Origin of the sequence: Streptomyces sp. NPDC051582, assembly GCF_040681715.1 — a bacterium.
Lineage (GTDB): Bacteria > Actinomycetota > Actinomycetes > Streptomycetales > Streptomycetaceae > Streptomyces.
In genome coordinates this window covers 129365-146645 of the sequence record NZ_JBFAZJ010000006.1, presented here as the reverse complement: position 1 = coordinate 146645, position 17281 = coordinate 129365, and the positions used below count along the sequence as shown (strand labels likewise).

Genomic DNA, 17281 nt, shown 5'->3' with positions numbered 1-17281 from the left:
ACGGGCGTGGGGCGGCGCGGTCGTCTCAGGGCCCGTCGATGAGGCGCTGGAGGCCGGGGGCGTAGAGGTCCGCCAGACGGTCGGCGCCGGTGTGGGAGCCGGCGCCGTCGGGGCGGTGCAGGCTCAGGGTGGCGCCGAGGCCCAGCAGCTGGCCGGCGATCAGCTCGGCCCGCAGCTGTGCGTCCGTGCCGCTGAGGGCGGCGGCCAGCCGGTCGGTGACCTGTTCGCGGAAACGCGCGCGCAGCAGGGTGCGTTCGTCCTCGATGCCCAGCGAGAACACGACGCGCAGCAGCGGGTCCCCGCGGAAGCGATCCCGTAGCTCGACCATCGTGAGGACCAGGTGCCGGCCGAGGGCGGGGGGCGCGGCGGCGAACAGTTCGTCGGCGGCCGCCCGGAAGTCGACCACCGTGTTGAACAGGGCTTCCTTGCTGCCGAACCGCTTGACGATCAGCGACGGGCTCACCCCGGCGTCGGCCGCGATCCCGCGCATCGTGACCTCGGCGTACGGGCGCAGCGTGAACGCCCGGCGGGCGGCCCGGACGATGGCCTCGCGGCCGGTCCCGGCGCCCGCCTCGGTGCCCGGCTCGCCGCCCGCTTCCGTGCCGCTCTGCTCCCCCGCCGTGGCGGACGCGGTGGTGGGGGAGTCCCCGGTGCTGGTCATGCGCTCTCCCGGGCGGTGGTCACGGACGCTGACACCGTGACCGTACCGCCCAAGCGGCCGCGCAGCGGACCGCGGCCGCCTCGGATGCGGTCCGACGACCGGTCCGACGGCCGGTCCGACGGGAGGAACAGCGTGGCGACGAGGGCGGCGAGCGCCGTACCCCCGGCGATCAGGAAGATGAGCAGGTAGGCGTGCAGGGTCGGTGCGGTGTGCCCGCCGGCGACGAAGGTCACGTGGGCCAGGACGGCGGCGACCACGGCGCTGCAACAAGCCTGGCCGACGGAGCGCATGAGGGTGTTGAGGCCGTTGGCCGCGGCCGTCTCGCCGACCGGTACGGCCCGCATGACGAGGGCGGGCAGCGCCGAGTACGCGATGGCGGTACCGGAGGCCACCACGGTGGCACCGGCCACGATCAGCCAGAGGCTGTGGCTGGTGAAGAAGCGGACCACGTAGCCGACGGCCATGACGACGGCGGCCAGCGCGAGGGCGGTGCGCGGCCCGTAGGCGGCCGAGATCCGTGCCGAGACGGGGGAGAGCGCCACCATGGCCAGGCCGCCGGGAAGCAGGCACAGGCCGCTCACCACGATGGAGGCGCCGAGGCCGTACCCGGTGCTGGTGGGCTCCTGCACCATCTGCCCGGTGACCAGGGAGTTCGCGTAGAACGCGAAGCCGATCAGCAGGGCCGCCACGTTGGTGAGCAGGACGGCGGGCCGCGAGGAGACCCGCAGGTCGACCATGGGGGAGACGGTGCGCAGCTCGAACCACCCCCACAGCAGGCCCACGGCCACGGACGCGCCGAACAGGCCGAGCGTGCGCGGGGAGGTCCAACCCCACTCGGAACCCTGGGTGATGGCGAGCAGCAGGCCGACGAGGGTGGCGGTGAGCCCCAGGGTGCCGGGGAGGTCGAAGCGGCCGTGCGCACGCACCGGCGACTCGGGGACGATCCACAGCACCAGCAGCAGATCGAGGAGACCCAGCGCCGCCGACGCCCAGAACATGGTGTGCCAGTCGAAGTTCTCCATGACGACCGCGGCCACCGGCAGACCGATCGCCGCACCGATGCCGAGGGTCGAGCTCATGAGCGCTATCGCGGAGAGCACCCGCTCGGCGGGCAGCTCGTCGCGGATGATGCTGATGCCCAGGGGGATCACCGCGAGCGCCGCTCCCTGGAGTGCCCGGCCGGTGATCAGGACGCCGATGTCGGAGCTGACCGCGCACAGCACGGAGCCGACGCTGAGCACGCCCAGGGAGGCCAGCAGGACACGCCGCTTTCCGTACATGTCGCCGACGCGGCCGAGTACGGGAGTGAAGACCGCGCCGGTCAGCAGCGTGATGGTGACCAGCCAGCCCGCGGCCCCGGGGCTCGCCCCCGTCAGTTCGGGGACGTGTGGCAGCAGCGGCACCACCAGGGTCTGCATGACGGCGACGACCATGCCGCAGAAGGCGAGGACCGGCATGACGAGCCCGGGGCGGCGGCTGTGGGCAGTGGCGGGCGCGGGGGAGGGGGCGGCGTGGTCCTCGGGGTTCGGACCGGGTGCGGGTATCGCGGGGGGCATGTTGCTCCAGGGGCGTGAGGGGAGCGGGACCACAGGGGTGCACAATCGTTCACTCCCAGGGTAAACGATTGTGCACCCCCTCATCCGCCGTGTCCGCCTTCGCGTATTGGTCCAGACCTATTGACGGGGTCGGTGCGCGCTCCTACGATCCGGTCCGGCGCAGCCCCACATCTCCCCACCTCACCCAGGCCGGGTGTCGCATCCCCACGCATGGTCATGCCCATGACACTCGGCGGGAATGGAGCACCACATGTTCCGTCGCAGGTCGCGTGACCCACGCCCCTCGGGCGATCTCCCCCCACGTCCCGATCCCGCCCGCCCCCAGGGTGACCGGGCCGGACGCGAGGGCGGACCGGCCGCCCTGAAGCGCGTTCTGGCCGGGGCGAGTGCCGCTGCCCTCATCGCCACCGGCCTCGCGGTGGCCGGCTCCATCACGGCCGGCGCCGCCACCGCCAACCTGGTGGCCAACGCCGGCTTCGAGAACGGGCTGAGCGACTGGACGTGCCCGGGCGGTGTCGCCACGGCCGTCGGCAGCCCGGTGCGCTCCGGCACCTCGGCACTCAAGGGGGTACCGACCGGCCAGGACACCGCCCAGTGCACCCAGACCATCAGCGTGCAGCCCAACTCCCAGTACTCCCTGAGCGCTTACGTCCAAGGCAGCTACGTCTACCTGGGCGTCACGGGCACCGGCCTCACCGGATCCCCGTCCACGTGGACGCCGGGCAGCCCGTCGTACGGCCGGCTCGACGTGGCCTTCACCACCGGGCCGAGCACGACGTCGGTGACCGTCTACCTGCACGGCTGGTACGGGCAGCCCGCGTACTACGCGGACGACGTGTCGCTCAGCGGCCCCGGCGGCCCCACCCCCACACCGACCGCCACGCCGCCCACCACCACCCCGCCCACCACCACCCCGCCGACGACCGCTCCGCCCACCACAGCGCCGCCGACGACCGCCCCGCCGACGACCGCCCCGCCCACCACCGCCCCGCCCACCACCCCACCGGGTGACACCTGCCCCACGAAGCCCAGGCCGTCTGGCAAGGTCCTCCAGGGCTACTGGGAGAACTGGGACGGTGCCTCCAACGGGGTCCACCCCGGCATGGGCTGGATCCCCATCACGGACGGCCGGATCGCCGCGCACGGGTACAACGTCATCAACGCCGCCTTCCCGGTGATCCTCTCGGACGGCACCGTCCTGTGGCAGGACGGCATGGACGCCGGCGTCAAGGTCTCGACCCCCGCCGAGATGTGCCGGGCCAAGGCGGCCGGGGCGACGCTCCTGATGTCGATCGGCGGCGCCGCGGCCGGCATCGACCTGAGCTCAGCAGCCGTCGCCGACAAGTTCGTGGCGACCGTCGTCCCGATCCTCAAGAAGTACAACTTCGACGGCATCGACATCGACATCGAGACCGGCCTGTCCGGAAGCGGCGACATCAACACGTTGTCCGCCTCCCAGTCCAACCTGATCCGCATCATCGACGGCGTCCTCGCGCAGATGCCGTCCGGCTTCGGTCTCACCATGGCTCCCGAAACCGCGTACGTCACCGGCGGAAGCGTCACCTACGGGTCGATCTGGGGCGCCTACCTGCCGATCATCAAGAAGTACGCCGACAACGGCCGCCTGTGGTGGCTGAACATGCAGTACTACAACGGCAGCATGTACGGCTGCTCGGGCGACTCCTACCAAGCCGGCACCGTCCAGGGCTTCACCGCGCAGACCACGTGTCTGAACAACGGCCTGACCATCCAGGGAACCACCATCAAGGTGCCCTACGACAAGCAGGTGCCGGGCCTGCCCGCCCAGCCCGGCGCGGGCGGTGGCTACATGGCGCCCAGCCTGGTCACCCAGTCGTGGAACGCCTACGGCGGATCGCTGAAGGGGCTCATGACCTGGTCGGTCAACTGGGACGGCTCGAAGGGCTGGACCTTCGGCGACAACGTCAAAGCCCTGCAGAACCGTTGATTCCCCGCCGACCGCTCGCGCCCGGTGCAGTGCACCGCAGTGGACCGCACTGCACCGGGCCCGTCACACCAGAACTCCGGCGAAGAACATCGAGGCGAGAAGGGCGTACTGCACCGAGCAGCACGCCAACAACGGAACCTGGATCCATCGGGGCAGGCGCTTGACGAGTACGAGCCCGACGAACATCTGCGCATGGTTGCGGTACCACGACATTTCCGCACCGGCGAAGAACGGCAGCAGGAAGATCGCCACCGTAAGGATCAAGGAAGCCCATTCGTCCGCGCCGAGCCGGCGTTTTCGGATGAGCAGAACGACGGCCGTCGCCACCACGAGCAGAAAGAAGGCCGCATTCAGCCAGAGCTGGCTCTTGTGAGCGCCGAGGCTGTGTTCCACCAGCCACGGCAGGTGCCCCTGTGGCCGGTACCATTCGCTGAACGGGAAGTCGTAGGCATTGCGCATCTCGTCGAACGGCTGGCGCACCCCGCTTTGCTGATAACTGGATTTCTGGATGGCCTCGTACGCGTCCCAGCGGCCCGTCGCCTGCCACATCAGCCATTTGGTCCACAGGACGCCGCACCCGGCGATCGCCGCCGACGCCCCGGCCTTCGCGATCCGCACCCGCCACGGGTCCCGCTGCCATGCGAAGAACGCGCTCAACAGCAGCATGCCGACCGCGACCGCGCCGACCAGGTGACAGGAGGCGGCCATGAAACCACCGGCAGCCGCCATGACCCAGGAACCGCGTTTCACCCCGGCGATGCAGACGAGCAACGCCAGCGTTCCGGTGGCGATCGGGAACATCGCGTGGAAGTAGACACCGCCCGGAAAGACCACACCGATGGCGAGGGTGAGGCCGGTGGCCCAGGTGAGCCGGGCGCCCAGCAGGTACCACAGCACCGCGAAAATGCCGAACAGGGATGCCTCGGTGACGACAACCGCGGAGATCTCGTAGGAGAGTCCGGTGGCGGAAACCGCCCGGACCGACATCGGATAGCCGGGAAACCAGGCGACATTCCCGCACACGACATCGGGAAAGTCCGCGTAGCGATCCCGGCACCGAAACATCTCGTAGCCGGTCTTGGCGATGGACAGATAGTGCTCGGAATCCCAGCGGCGCCGACCGGCGGTGGTCCAGTACGCGACCTCTGACCCGTCGCCGGCGACGGAAGAATGCGCGATCAGCCAGGTGATGAGGTTGCTCACCAGCCATGCGACGAACGGAGGCAGCAGAACGTGCGGCCCACGGCCGCGCGACGACCGGATGCGCGCGGGCCGCGAAGAGCCGATCACGTCCGGCTCCGCACCCGGCCGCCGAAACCACGGGGTAACGCTCCGGGCCGGCCGAACCCCCTGGTCAGGAGGGGCTGAGGGATGCTCTCCACGGCGCCATGGAATCACGGGAGGAGCCCGGTCACCGGCCCGCCGCTCCCGAGGGCGCAGGTCCGGCCACGGCCGTTCGGCGGGCCGGCCCGCCCGCCGAACGCGAGGAGTGAGCTGTGGGGGTGCGGGTAGGAGCCGGGTACCCGTTCCTGTGCCTGCGTGCCGGGCCGGCCCCGGTGCCCTCGCCAGTCGAACGGGTTCGAGGAGGTGCACGTCATGTCCGTATCGAACCCGGCCTCCGGCCCTGACCCGCGCCGCTGGATTCCGCCCGGCGGCCGAGGGGGAAGCGGTGCCCCACCGGGCGAAACCCCGCCCGGGGAGTCGAGCACCGGCTCGGGGGCAGGTCCGTACCGGCCACTGTCCCGCGGCTGGGGCAAGGGACCCCTCGTCGTGATCTGGGCCGTGGCCCTGGTATTCGCCCTGTTCTTCCTCGTCTACGCCATCAACCTGAACCTCTGAGCCCCGATCCGCGTGATCGTCGCGTTTCCGGGGAGGTGTCAGGAAGAGCACGCGGTGCTTGCGACAGCTGCCGCACGGAAACGGAGGACAGGCCATGAGTGAGACCAGTGCCCGCGGCGACGACGTCTACCAGCCGCAGCCCGAGGACGAGCCCTCCGAGCGGCAGCCCGACATGGACGACAGCCTCGGCGAGCCCGGCACGGACGCCGTGCTCGACCAGGGCTACTCGCCTCCCGAGCGGCCCCATACGAGGCAAGGGGACGCCACCACCGGCGAGGCGCAGCGGCGGGGGGAGACCCTCGACCAGCGCCTCGCCCGTGAGGAACCCGACCAGGAACCCCCGGCCGGAGACGGCATCGGTGACCTGGCCGACGGAGAGGGCGAGCCCGTGGACCCGCAGGCGGGCGGCCGCCGCGCCGGACGGCTGGCGCCGGCCACCGCCTGGCCCCACGAGAACTCCGTCATCGCCCATGACGTGGGCATCGACGCGGGGGCCGCCTCGGCCGAGGAAGCTGCCGTACACGTCATCGAGGATCCCGACGAGGTCCTGTCCTAGGGGGCGCCGCGGGGCAGGCAGGACTTTGCGGACACCCCCTGGGGAGCGGTTCCCGCACCGGGGTGGGGCGGTCTTGTACCTTCGGTTCGGAAACGGTTGACCAGGGTCTTGCTCCACGCCGGTGAGGACCGATGACGCCAGTGATTCCGCAGGACCCCGAGACGCTCAAGCAGCTCGTCGCGAGCGAGGTGGCGGCCCTGCGCACCGCCGCCCGCCGGGAGGCCGGCGTACGCCCGGACCACGCGTCGGCTCCCGGTCCGCAGGACGGCGGGGCGGCGCAGGCCTGCCCGTGCGGCGCGGGCGACGGACCGGGGCACGGGTGCGGCGACGAGGGAGACGGCCACGACCCGTGGGCGTGCGTCTGCGCCACGCTGCCCGCGATCCCCGTCTCGGCCGCGCTCCTGGTACCCGTACGGGACGAGGACGGGCGGACCGGGGACTTCACCGTCCGGGCGGGGAACCACGTCCGCTCCGCCCAGTGGCTCGACGCCCCCGACCGGCACATCGGGCGGCGGCTGCTGGAGTTCCAGCCCGGAGCGGCGGCAGGCGGGCTGATCGACGCCCTGGCGGGGGTCCTGAGCACCGGCCGCGCCCTGCACGCGCATGCCGTCGACTACACCGAGCAGCGCGGCGACGGCCTGCACCGGGCGCGGCTGCTGTACGACGCGGCGTCGTGCGGGGACCAGGTGCTGGCGACCTGGAGACCCGCCCGCAACCGCACGGAGATGCTGTCCCTCGACGCGCAGTACATCGCCTCCATGGGCTGGGGGACGTGGGACCTGCTGTCCGGCGACATCACCTGGTCGGAGGGGCTGCACGCGATCTTCCGCACCGAGGAGGGGCGTGCGCTGTCGCTGCCGGAGCTGTGCGACGCCGTACTCCTGGACGACGTACCGCGTTTCGCGAGGATGCTGACCGCGCTCCTGGAAGGCGAGGAGCCGGCGGGTTCGGAGGTCCGTTTCACCGTGCTCGGGGAAATCCGCACCCTGCACCTGGTCGGTCATCCCGTCACCGCCACGGACGGACTTCCCTGGGCACTGCACCTCATCGCGCGCGATCTGACCGCCCAGGTGCACAGCCGTCAGAGGCTCGCGGCGGCCCGCCGCCAGAGGGAGCAGCTGCGGGAGGAAGCGGCGGCCGAGCGGCGCGTGGCCACGGTGCTGCGGGAGGCGCTCCTGCCGACGCATTCGGCGGAGCTCGCCGAACTCGGGCTGTCCGTGGCGGCTGCCTACCTCCCTGCGGAGTGGGAGGCCGTCGGCGGCGACTGGTACAAGTGCCGCCTGCTGCCGGACGGACGGATCCTCCTCGCCATCGGCGACGCGTGCGGCCACGGGCTGAGTGCGGTCGCCCGGATGGCGCAGCAACGACACGCCCTCGCCGGCCTCGCGCACGCGCCCGGGACGCACGCCGGGCAGCTGACGACCTGGCTCAACGAACTGGTGTGCGGCGACGCCGCTGCGGAAACGGCGACCGGGATCATCGGCCACATCGACCGGGACCGCAATTTCCGCTGGGCGTGCGCGGGCCATCCGGCGCCCTTGCTGCTCCGCGACGGTCAGGCGTCGGAGCTCGACACCTCGCACCGGGGGCCGTTGTTCGGCCTGCTGTCCGGTCACGAGTACGCGACCGCGACCGTCCCGCTCCGCCGGGGCGACCTCCTGCTGCTCTACACCGACGGCATGGTCGAGCGGCGCGGGGAGGACATCGGGCAGGGGATCGAGGCTCTCCGCAGGGTGCTGGTGTCCTGCGGGGGTCTCGGCGCGCAGGAGACCATGGACCGCCTCATGGCCGCGTTCACGCCCGAGGAGAACGAGGACGACACCTGTCTGGTGGCGGTCCGGCTCGACTGAGGCGGTGGCGCCGTCAAGGGCTCCCGCCAGTCGGCTGAACCGCGCGGCGAGGCGGCACATCGTCGTCCGTCCCCGTGGGACGCTCCGTGCATGACAGCCAAAGCACCCCGAACCCCCACGGCCGGGAAGGCGAAAGACGCACAGCTCGTCCTGCTGACGCTGGCGTCCGGGCAGTTCCTGATGGCCCTGGACAGCTCGGTGATGAACGTTTCGATCGCGACGGTGGCGGAGGACATCGGCACCACGGTGAGCGGCCTGCAAGGGGCGATCACGGCCTACACACTGGTCATGGCGATGCTGATGATCATCGGTGGCAAGGTCGGCGCGCTCGTCGGCCGCAGACGGGCCTTCATGATCGGCTGCGTCATCTACGGCTGCGGATCCCTCACCACGGCGCTCGCGCCGAACCTGCCCGTCCTGCTGCTCGGCTGGTCGTTCCTGGAGGGCGTGGGAGCGGCACTGATCCTGCCGGCGATCGTGGCGCTGGTCGCCTCGAACTTCGCGGTGGAGCGCCGGCCGGCCGCGTACGGGCTGGTGGCCGCCGCAGGGGCGGTGGCGATCGCGGTGGGGCCGCTGATCGGCGGGGTGGCGACCACGTTCTTCTCCTGGCGCTGGGTGTTCGCCGGTGAAGTCGTGGTCGTACTGGCCATCCTGATGCTGGGCCGCCGGGTGGCCGACGCGCCCCCCGACCACCGGCCGCGCATCGACGTCCTGGGCGCGGTCCTGTCCGCCCTGGGCATCGGGCTGTTCGTCTTCGGCGTGCTGCGCACGAGCGAGTGGGGCTGGTTCCTGCCCAAGTCGGGCGCTCCGTCCTGGTGCGGCCTCTCACCCGTCGTCTGGCTGATGCTGGCCGGTCTCCTGCTCGTCTGGCTCTTCCTCCGCTGGGAGGCCCGCATGGTCGCACGGGGTACCGAACCGCTCGTGGACCCCGAGCTCATGCGCAACCGGCAGCTCACCGGCGGTCTGACGATGTTCTTCTTCCAGTACCTCGTGCAGATGGGCGTGTTCTTCGTCGTCCCGCTCTACCTGTCCGTCGCGCTGGGCCTGTCCGCCGTCAAGACGGGCGTGCTGATCCTGCCGCTCTCCATCTCGCTGCTGGCCGCCGCGATCGGGATCCCCCGGTTCCGTCCCGACGCCTCGCCGCGGCGCGTGGTGAAGCTCGGGATCCTGTCGATGCTCGCCGGCGCCGTCGTCCTGCTGGTCACGCTGGACGCGGATTCCGGTGCGGCCGTCGTCACCGTCCCACTGCTGCTGATCGGACTGGGGATGGGGGCGCTGGCCTCGCAGCTGGGCGCGGTCACCGTCTCGGCCGTCCCCGATGAGCAGAGCGCCGAGGTCGGCGGAATCCAGAACACCGTCACCAACCTCGGCGCGTCGATCGGTACCGCTGTCGCCGGATCGATCCTCATCACGGTTCTGACCTCGTCATTCCTCGCGACCATCGAGCAGAGCCCGGCGATCCCGGACGAGGTCAAGAGCCAGGCGAACGTACGGCTCACAGGAGGTGCGCCGTTCCTGTCGGACGCCCAGCTCACCGCCGCCCTCGAAGAAGCCGGTGCGAAGTCGGAGGTGGCCCAGGTCGCCCTCGACGCCAACGCCACGGCGCGGATCGACGGTCTGCGGGCCGCCCTGGGGATCCTCGCCCTGGCCGCGCTGACGGCGCTGTTCTTCACCCAGCGCATCCCCGCGACGCAGCCCGGATCGGCGCGCCCCTGACCGGGTGGGGGGAGCCGGGCCGCGGCCGCCGGGCGAGGGCCGATCCGCCGACAGGCGGGCGCCCGTGACGGACCGGCCCCCGAGCGGTCAGCCGCAGTGGCCCCAGCCGGAGGAGGCGGACGTGCTGCGGACCTGGCCGTTGAACATGACGCAGGTGCCGCGGGCGTCGAGGTAGACGGGTCCGGCGTAGTACTTGTAGTCGGCACGGCTGTCCCAGACGCCCTGGTTGTCGCTGGCGCGGAACAGTCCGACCGCGATGAGCTGGGGGGTGCCGCTGCCGCTCTTGGGCACGGTGTAGGCGCAGTTCCGGCCCGTGGCGGAGCTGTAGTAGAGGTAGGTGTACCCGGTCGCGAACTCCAGGGTGTCGACCTTGGTCCCCTCGCAGACCGGTGCGGCTGCCTGCGCGGGGGCGGCCGCACCGGCGACCGTCCCCGCCAGGGCGAGTGCGGCGGCGACGGCTGCCACCGCCCCTCGCCGGACCACTTTGCTCGCTCCGTGCGGTGCCACGCGTGATCGGGAAGGCACGTTCACAACTCCTCGTCCGGGAGGCGACAACGTCGCGGCATTCCCTCACGCGGCGCCCTCGACCGCAAGGGGCGTCATCCACGCAGGACCGGAAATGACCGGCGGAGCTCCCCGCGCGGCCGCAGCGATTTCCGGCCACGATTGGCCGTCGTGCTCCATCTGTCTCTGCTTGGGCGTTTTCGTGGGGACTACGCTGCGCGTTCGACGGCGTGACGTCCTACGGGGGGACTTCACTGTGCGTATGGGGCGCCCGCCCGAAGGACGGGCGGGGGCCCGGGCGTTGCCGTGATCTTCTGCGTGGCAATTTTCGGATCGCACACTTGTGTTGGGTATTTGCGCATGTGACCCTCGTTGCCGGTGAGCGATCTGAGGAGGACCGGAGCGGCTGCAGAACCATTGCGGAAACGGGGGCACTGAAAGTGGGTTGTTTTTCCGGGCAGTCATATGAAGGCTGACCTCGCGCACGTGCGTCACCTGATGGTGGAGGCTTGTCGCCACGCCGAAGTTCCCGAGGAATCCGTCGACCCCGTCGTCGATCATTTCCTCCTCGGCGAGACCCAGGGGAAATATTCGCACGGCCTGGCCAAATTCTGCTTCGAATCCCAGTTCTTCCACGAGCGGCAGGGCTCGCCCAGAACGGTGCGCGAGCACGGGGCCCTCGCGGTCGTCGACGCCCGGCGCGAGATCGGACCGGTCAGCGCGGAGTATGCCGTGCGCGCGGCGGAGGGCCGGGCGCGGAGGTGGGGTGTGGGCATCGTCGGCATGATCAACACCCAGCGCTACGGTGTCCTGTCGCCCTGGTCGGAACGCCTGGCCAGAGCCGGCCTCCTGGGGGTGGTCATGAACACCTCCCGGGCCGACAGCACGGTGTCCGGCGCCCGGACGCCCTTCCTCGGGGTGAACCCGATCAGCTACGCCGTTCCGACCGGTGGTGAGCCGCTGGTGGTCGACATGTCGACCACCAAGTCACCCATGGGTGTGCTGTGGGAAGCGCGCCGCGCCGGGACGCAGCTTCCCCGAGAATCCTTCGTGGACGGCGACGGGAATTTCACCATCGACCCGCACGAGGCTGCGTCGGCGATGGTCTTCGGAGATCACAGGGGCTTTTCCATTTCTTTGCTGATCCAGATCATGACGGGGTCCCTGTTCGGATTTCCGATGGGCGAGGACGTCGATTCGACCTGGACCACCGGCTACACCTTCATGGCCGTTGACCCCTCCTTCGGCGGAATGCTCGACGGGTTCCCCGACGCCAACGCGGAGCTGGTCCGGTCGATGGAGGGCGTGTCCACGCGCGACGGCCTGCCGCTGCGGATTCCCGGACAGGAAAGTCGCGAACGCCGTCGTGGGGCCCTGTCGACGGGAGAGCTGACCGTCGACGCGTCCGTCTACCGGAGGCTCAAGGCCCGCGCCGCGGGGGATTTCGCCTGCGACTGACCTGCTTCGGACTGCCTCCTCTACTTCTACGGAGTGCGATGTCGAAACGATCAACAGCAACGTTCCATTGGTTCCTGCCCACGGCGAGTGACGGACGATCCCTGACCGTCGGGACGCACGGGACGCACGGATCGGCCGCCGGCGCCGAGCACGCGCCCGAAGGCGGAGCCGACCGGTTCCGGGCACCGAGCATGTCGTACCTCGGCCAAGTCGCCCGTGCTGCCGAGCACCAGGGCTTCGACGGCATCCTCACCCCCACCGGCACGTGGTGCGAGGACGCCTGGCTGGTGACCGCGGCGCTGGCCAGGGAGACCACCCGGCTGAAGTTCCTGGTCGCCTTCCGGCCGGGGTTCATCTCTCCGACCCTCACGGCCCAGATGGCCACCACCTTCCAACGGCTCTCCCGCGGACGGCTCCTGCTGAACGTGGTGACGGGCGGGGAACGCGACGAGCAGGCCCGGTTCGGCGATCACCTCTCCAAGGAAGAACGCTACGCACGGACGGCCGAGTTCCTCACCGTGGTGCGCGGTGCCTGGAGCGGAGTCCCCTTCGACTTCAGCGGCACGTACTACGACGTCCGCGGTGCCACGGTCGCCGCGCCTCCGGACCCGGTGCCCGGGGTGTACTTCGGCGGCTCGTCCGAGGCGGCCGGGCCCGTCGCCGCCCGCCATGTCGACACCTACCTCACCTGGGGCGAACCGCCCGCGCTGGTCGCCGAGAAGATCGGCCGCGTACGGAAGCTCGCCGCCGAGGAAGGACGTACGCTGCGCTTCGGCATCCGCTTCCACGTGGTCACGCGCGACACGGCCGCCGAGGCGTGGGCGGCGGCGGAGCGGCTGCTGGACCGAATCGACCCGGCGCACGTCGCTCAGGTGCAGAACGTCCTCCAAGCCAGCGAGTCGACGGGCCAGGCCCGGATGCGCGCCCTCCACGAGGGCTTTCGCGGCAGCTGGGCCCGTGAGCAGCTGGAGATCCATCCGAACCTCTGGGCCGGCGTCGGGCTCCTGCGCGGGGGAGCCGGGACCGCCCTGGTCGGCAGCCACGAGGAAGTGGCCGACCGCATCGAGGAATACGCGGACCTGGGCATCGAGGAGTTCATCCTCTCCGGGTTCCCCCACCTGGAAGAGGCGTACTGGGTCGGCGAGGGCGTGCTCCCGCTCCTGCGCCACCGAGGGCTCGCGGCGCCACTGGCCGCAGCCGGGTGACGGGCGGCGGCAGGCGGGAGGCGACGCCCCGCGGCGCGGATCCGTGGCAACGATCAGCGGAACGAGGAGACGTGTACGGCGAACCCGGGCTTCCCACCTTCTGCGAGACCGGCGCCGGCCTCCTGCTCAGCGTGGTGGACCTCATCCATCAGAGTGTTCCCAAGAGCGTCTGGGACATGGAGCGGCTCAAGAAGTCCTTCGGCAACCGGACGGTGCCGATGATCCTCGCCGACGGCGACGTCATGGCCTTCGGCCCCTGCCCGGACCGGACCCTGGTGGCCTCCGCGGTGCTGCGGCACCACGGCATCCGGCCCACCATCGTCTACCACGAGCGGAGGGTGCCGGGCTTCGGCCCGTCCACGGCGCACATCGCCATGGAGATCGACCTCGGTGGAAGCACCTGGATGATGGACTTCGGCAGCCGGGAAACCCGCCTGGTCGAGGGAGGCTATTACTACAACCCCGAAGTCGAGGAGACACTGGCGCTCGAACGCTTCGATCTGCTGGCCATGGACATCGATCTGATGGAGATCACGCCCAATCGGATATTCGGACTCGTGGCCACCGAGAACATCGACATGGAGCTCAAGTTCGAGCACTACGCGAAGCAGGCACGGAAATACAGCGAACACATCGTCGAGGACCGTTTGGCCCTCGACAAGAGTCACAGCGTCTACTACGAACTGTGATTCGCGATCGTTCGTGCCGTGCGCCGAGGGAAAGAGAGCCAATTGACCGACCTTGCATACGAGATCGAACACCTCGTGAAGATCTACCCCCACCAGACCGAACCCGCGACCAATGACGTCTCGCTCGACATCCGTACCGGGGAAGTGTTCGGGATCCTCGGCGACAACGGAGCCGGAAAGACCACGCTGGTACGACAGATGGTCAACCTGCTGCGTTCCACATCGGGCGAGATCCGGTTGTTCGGCCGGCCCATCTCCCGGCATCCGCTGCACGTGGCCCGGTCCGTGGCCTTCATGCCGCAGAGCAGCGGCGCACTGAACCGGCTCAAGGTGGGCGAGGCCATCTACTTCGCCGCTCACCTGCGCGGCATGACCCGCCGGGACGCACGCCAAGAGCGTGACGCCATGATCGAGACCTGGCAGCTGGGAAGCGTGCGGGACAAGTCCAGCTCACGCCTGTCGGGCGGTCAGCAGCGCCTGCTCCAGCTCGCCCTGGCCATGGCCGGACGACTGCCCGTCGTGGTGCTGGACGAACCGACCAACGACCTCGATCCGGTCAACCGCAAACACGTCTGGGAGGTGCTGAAGAAGTGCAACGCCGAATACGGGACGACGATCCTGTTCATCACCCATGACGCGATCGAGGCGGAGCGGATCGTCCATCGCGTCGGCATCATGCGACACGGCCGGTTCCTCGCGACCGGCCGGCCGGCCCAGCTGAAGCGCGGACTGCTGGACCACATGCGCCTCGAAGTGTGGCTGGCTCCGGGCGAGCGCCCCGTCTTCCCGGCGGACATCCCGCAGCACTGGAAGTCGGACGACAACATCGTCCTGTCCGTTCCGCGTGATCGCGCGCCGGCCCTGCTGTCCGAACTGCGGCTGCACGAATCCGTCGACTACCGGCTCTACTCGGCAACCCTGGAAGACTTGTACCTTCACTATGCGACTTCAGACTGAACGCCCGGGAATGGGAGCCCAGTTCGTCGACCTGTGGCTCATGCAACTGTCCAACTGGCGATGGTCCTGGCGTGCCATGGTCGTCACGGGAATCTTCGCCCCCATGATGAGCATCGCCGCACTCGGCGCATTCGCCCACGGCCGCGGCCAGGAAGCGCTCACGTACGTACTCACCGGCAGCATCCTGCTGTCGCTGATGTTCGAGAACCAGAACAAGGTGGCGCAGAACTTCGCCTTCATGAAGGCGATGGGGACACTGGATTTCCTGGGCACCCTTCCGGTGCGCCGCTACATGGTCATTCTGGCGACGGTTCTCGCCTTCTTCGTCCTCTCGGCGCCGGCGCTCGTGGTCACCCTGCTGCTCGGGTCCACGCTGCTCGGTGTCGGTCTGTCCGTGAGCTGGCTCGTCCTCGTGGTCGTTCCGCTCTGCGTACTGCCCCTCGCCGGAATCGGCGCGGTCATCGGAGTGCTGGCCCGCACCCAGGAGGAGTCCAGCTCGTTCACCCTGCTGGTCACCATGCTCCTGCTGTTCTTCGGGCCCGTGATCATCCCGGCGAGCCAGCTGCCCCAATGGCTGCTGACGATCAGCCATGTCAGCCCCACCACGTACGCGGCCTCGGCCCTGCGGCAGGTCCTGGTGGGCCCGGTCACCGGACGCCTCTGGATCGACCTGCTCGTCCTCGCCGGACTCACCGGGGTCACCCTCTGGTTCGCGGGATCGCGCATGCAGTGGAAGGCCAACTAGGCGGCCAGAGCGACCGGAACGGCCGGAGCGGCCAGAGTGACGGAGCAGCCAGAGCAACCATCCACACGACAGGAGGGCACTGTGCCCGAAGTACGGATACACGACCGCGTCTCCGCATCCACGCAGCTCGCCTGGAAGGTCCTGTTCGGCGAGGAGTCGCTGCGCGCCGCCGACGAGGAGATGCTCAGCTCCCTCCAGGAGAACCCGGAGTCCTGGGGGCGGCTGCTCCTCGACACCTGGACCACCTTCTCCGCCATCGCCGGTCCCGCCGGGCCCCGCCGGCAGGCCGCCCCGGTCTCCGAGCCGGCCCCGGCACGCACCACCGCCCGTGCGGTCCCGGAGCCCGTCGACGAAGCACCGCAGGCGCCGACCGCATCGGCGGCGCCCCCCGCCCGCCCGGATCCGGAGCCCCGTGCGGTCCGTGGTCCGGCCGCCACCGTCGACTTCTTCGACCCCGAAGAGGAGGAGGGGCAGGGGCCCGCCCGCGCGGAGCCCCGGCGCGTCTCCGTCGAGGAGGTCAAGGCCCGGCTCGTCGAACTGGTCGCGGAGGTGAGCGGCTATCCACCGGAGGTGTTCGAGGACCACCTGGACCTTGAGGTGGACCTCGGCATCGACTCCATCAAACAGGTCGAGACGCTGGGGCGGGTCCGCGAGGAGTACGGCCTGCCCATGGACGAGGACTTCGTCATGCGGGACTACGCGACCATCGGGAAGATGGCCGACTACATCGTCGGCCGCCTGGCGAAGGAGACCTGACCGCGATGCGGGACGAGTTGCCCGCTCTCAACGGGAAGGTCGCGCTCGTGGTCGGCAGCAGCCGGGGCCTCGGGAGGAGGATCGCCGAGTTGGCGGCCGGCCAAGGGGCCCGGGTCATCGTCAACTCCGCCTCGACCTCGGTGGACGGCCGCATCGTCGCCCGGTCCATCAGGAAGGCCGGCGGCCAGGCCCAGTACATCTGCGCCGACGTGTCGCAAGAGGATCAGGTGGCGGCCATGGCCGAGCTGGTGCGGGAGAAGATCGGCCGTCTGGACATGGTGATCCACTGCGCGGCCGGAGGGTCCGAGGCGCGTGTCATGGACGCCACCCTCCCGATGTTCGAGCGGACCTTCAGCGTGAACTCGTACTCCCTCGTCACGCTGGCACGGCACCTGTCCCCGCTGATGCCGCCCGGTTCACGGTTCGTCTACATGAGCAGCGTGGGCGCCGTCCGCGCCTCGCACGGCTACGGGGTGGTCGGTGCGGCGAAGGCTGCGAGCGAGGCCCTGGTCCGCTCGCTCGCCCTTGAACTGGCGCCCTCGGGCATCACGGTGAACGGGGTGCGCACCACTGCCTTCCCCAGCCTCTCCCTGCGCTACTTCTCCGCCGGCGACGACTGGCTGGCCCTGTGCGACCGGGAGTCCCCGCTCGGACCGCCGCCCGCGGAGAAGGTTGCAGAAACGATTCTGCTCCTCTGTTCCGGCGGCGCCGACTACATCACCGGCCAGGTCCTCAACGTGGACGGCGGGTGGCTGACCTCCGTACAGCGCACCGCCCCGGCCGGCACGGGGCCCACCGCGTCCCCGGAGTGAACCGACATCCA

General features: G+C 70.2%; 16 protein-coding genes. 12 read left to right on the top strand and 4 right to left on the bottom strand.

The genetic code is table 11. From position 1 onward, the window contains the following. Nucleotides 1–25 precede the first annotated feature (25 nt). Together AB0M92_RS10965 and AB0M92_RS10960 are read right to left on the bottom strand one after the other, a co-directional pair. On the bottom strand, nucleotides 26–661 hold the full coding sequence (locus tag AB0M92_RS10965) for a TetR family transcriptional regulator (RefSeq protein ID WP_366101789.1): 636 nt from the start codon (nucleotides 659–661) through the stop codon (nucleotides 26–28). Further along, on the bottom strand, nucleotides 658–2118 hold the full coding sequence (locus AB0M92_RS10960; protein ID WP_366101923.1) for an MFS transporter: 1461 nt from the start codon (nucleotides 2116–2118) through the stop codon (nucleotides 658–660). The genes AB0M92_RS10965 and AB0M92_RS10960 overlap by 4 nt, the downstream gene beginning before the upstream one ends. Nucleotides 2119–2467: 349 nt before the next feature. Here AB0M92_RS10960 and AB0M92_RS10955 point away from each other — a divergent pair, with 349 nt between their 5' ends. Beyond that, nucleotides 2468–4183, top strand: coding sequence for a glycosyl hydrolase family 18 protein (locus AB0M92_RS10955; RefSeq protein ID WP_366101788.1), 1716 nt, complete (start codon nucleotides 2468–2470; stop codon nucleotides 4181–4183). A gap of 63 nt (nucleotides 4184–4246) precedes the next feature. On the opposite strand, the gene AB0M92_RS10950 is transcribed toward AB0M92_RS10955, so the two are convergent. Next, the gene (locus AB0M92_RS10950) at nucleotides 4247–5473 is read right to left on the bottom strand and encodes a hypothetical protein (RefSeq protein ID WP_366101786.1); all 1227 of its coding nucleotides are present in this window, start codon (nucleotides 5471–5473) and stop codon (nucleotides 4247–4249) included. 306 nt (nucleotides 5474–5779) lie between these two features. Here AB0M92_RS10950 and AB0M92_RS10945 point away from each other — a divergent pair, with 306 nt between their 5' ends. From AB0M92_RS10945 to AB0M92_RS10930, 4 genes are all read left to right on the top strand, one after another. Next, a complete protein-coding gene (locus AB0M92_RS10945) occupies nucleotides 5780–6022 on the top strand; it encodes a DUF6480 family protein (protein WP_366101785.1) in 243 nt (80 codons plus the stop codon). Nucleotides 6023–6116: 94 nt separating this feature from the next. Continuing rightward, entirely contained in the window at nucleotides 6117–6578 is a 462-nt protein-coding gene (locus AB0M92_RS10940) for a DUF5709 domain-containing protein (RefSeq protein WP_366101784.1), read from the top strand. Nucleotides 6579–6709: 131 nt separating this feature from the next. Further along, a complete protein-coding gene (locus AB0M92_RS10935; protein ID WP_366101783.1) occupies nucleotides 6710–8428 on the top strand; it encodes a PP2C family protein-serine/threonine phosphatase in 1719 nt (572 codons plus the stop codon). Between the two features lie 90 nt (nucleotides 8429–8518). Continuing rightward, nucleotides 8519–10144, top strand: coding sequence for an MFS transporter (locus AB0M92_RS10930; protein WP_366101782.1), 1626 nt, complete (start codon nucleotides 8519–8521; stop codon nucleotides 10142–10144). Nucleotides 10145–10231: 87 nt separating this feature from the next. Here the strand turns inward: AB0M92_RS10930 and AB0M92_RS10925 are convergent, their stop codons facing one another. Further along, nucleotides 10232–10609: a hypothetical protein gene (locus AB0M92_RS10925; protein WP_366101781.1), complete on the bottom strand. Its 378-nt coding sequence runs from the start codon at nucleotides 10607–10609 to the stop codon at nucleotides 10232–10234. Between the two features lie 504 nt (nucleotides 10610–11113). Here AB0M92_RS10925 and AB0M92_RS10920 point away from each other — a divergent pair. The 7 genes from AB0M92_RS10920 (at nucleotide 11114) to AB0M92_RS10890 (ending at nucleotide 17270) form a co-directional block, all read left to right on the top strand. Then, complete coding sequence (locus tag AB0M92_RS10920) at nucleotides 11114–12106, top strand: Ldh family oxidoreductase (RefSeq protein ID WP_366101780.1); 993 nt, start codon at nucleotides 11114–11116, stop codon at nucleotides 12104–12106. A gap of 38 nt (nucleotides 12107–12144) precedes the next feature. After that, the gene (locus AB0M92_RS10915) at nucleotides 12145–13311 is read left to right on the top strand and encodes an LLM class flavin-dependent oxidoreductase (protein WP_366101779.1); all 1167 of its coding nucleotides are present in this window, start codon (nucleotides 12145–12147) and stop codon (nucleotides 13309–13311) included. A gap of 71 nt (nucleotides 13312–13382) precedes the next feature. Next, nucleotides 13383–14000, top strand: coding sequence for a hypothetical protein (locus AB0M92_RS10910; RefSeq protein WP_366101778.1), 618 nt, complete (start codon nucleotides 13383–13385; stop codon nucleotides 13998–14000). A 42-nt stretch (nucleotides 14001–14042) separates the two neighbouring features. After that, nucleotides 14043–14957: an ABC transporter ATP-binding protein gene (locus AB0M92_RS10905; protein WP_366101777.1), complete on the top strand. Its 915-nt coding sequence runs from the start codon at nucleotides 14043–14045 to the stop codon at nucleotides 14955–14957. 10 nt (nucleotides 14958–14967) lie between these two features. Next, a complete protein-coding gene (locus tag AB0M92_RS10900) occupies nucleotides 14968–15702 on the top strand; it encodes an ABC transporter permease (RefSeq protein WP_366101776.1) in 735 nt (244 codons plus the stop codon). Between the two features lie 81 nt (nucleotides 15703–15783). After that, complete coding sequence (locus AB0M92_RS10895) at nucleotides 15784–16458, top strand: phosphopantetheine-binding protein (protein WP_366101775.1); 675 nt, start codon at nucleotides 15784–15786, stop codon at nucleotides 16456–16458. Between the two features lie 5 nt (nucleotides 16459–16463). Next, nucleotides 16464–17270 carry an SDR family oxidoreductase gene (locus AB0M92_RS10890; protein WP_366101774.1) on the top strand — a complete coding sequence of 269 codons (807 nt, stop codon included), beginning with the start codon at nucleotides 16464–16466 and terminating at the stop codon, nucleotides 17268–17270. The last annotated feature ends 11 nt before the right edge of the window (nucleotides 17271–17281 follow it).

Coding starts and splice junctions, on each gene's coding strand:
- AB0M92_RS10965 (WP_366101789.1), bottom strand. CDS start 661: ATGACCAGCACCGGGGACTCCCCCACCACCGCGTCCGCCACGGCGGGG.
- AB0M92_RS10960 (WP_366101923.1), bottom strand. CDS start 2,118: ATGCCGGTCCTCGCCTTCTGCGGCATGGTCGTCGCCGTCATGCAGACC.
- AB0M92_RS10955 (WP_366101788.1), top strand. CDS start 2,468: ATGTTCCGTCGCAGGTCGCGTGACCCACGCCCCTCGGGCGATCTCCCC.
- AB0M92_RS10945 (WP_366101785.1), top strand. CDS start 5,780: ATGTCCGTATCGAACCCGGCCTCCGGCCCTGACCCGCGCCGCTGGATT.
- AB0M92_RS10940 (WP_366101784.1), top strand. CDS start 6,117: ATGAGTGAGACCAGTGCCCGCGGCGACGACGTCTACCAGCCGCAGCCC.
- AB0M92_RS10935 (WP_366101783.1), top strand. CDS start 6,710: ATGACGCCAGTGATTCCGCAGGACCCCGAGACGCTCAAGCAGCTCGTC.
- AB0M92_RS10930 (WP_366101782.1), top strand. CDS start 8,519: ATGACAGCCAAAGCACCCCGAACCCCCACGGCCGGGAAGGCGAAAGAC.
- AB0M92_RS10920 (WP_366101780.1), top strand. CDS start 11,114: ATGAAGGCTGACCTCGCGCACGTGCGTCACCTGATGGTGGAGGCTTGT.
- AB0M92_RS10915 (WP_366101779.1), top strand. CDS start 12,145: ATGTCGAAACGATCAACAGCAACGTTCCATTGGTTCCTGCCCACGGCG.
- AB0M92_RS10900 (WP_366101776.1), top strand. CDS start 14,968: ATGGGAGCCCAGTTCGTCGACCTGTGGCTCATGCAACTGTCCAACTGG.
- AB0M92_RS10890 (WP_366101774.1), top strand. CDS start 16,464: ATGCGGGACGAGTTGCCCGCTCTCAACGGGAAGGTCGCGCTCGTGGTC.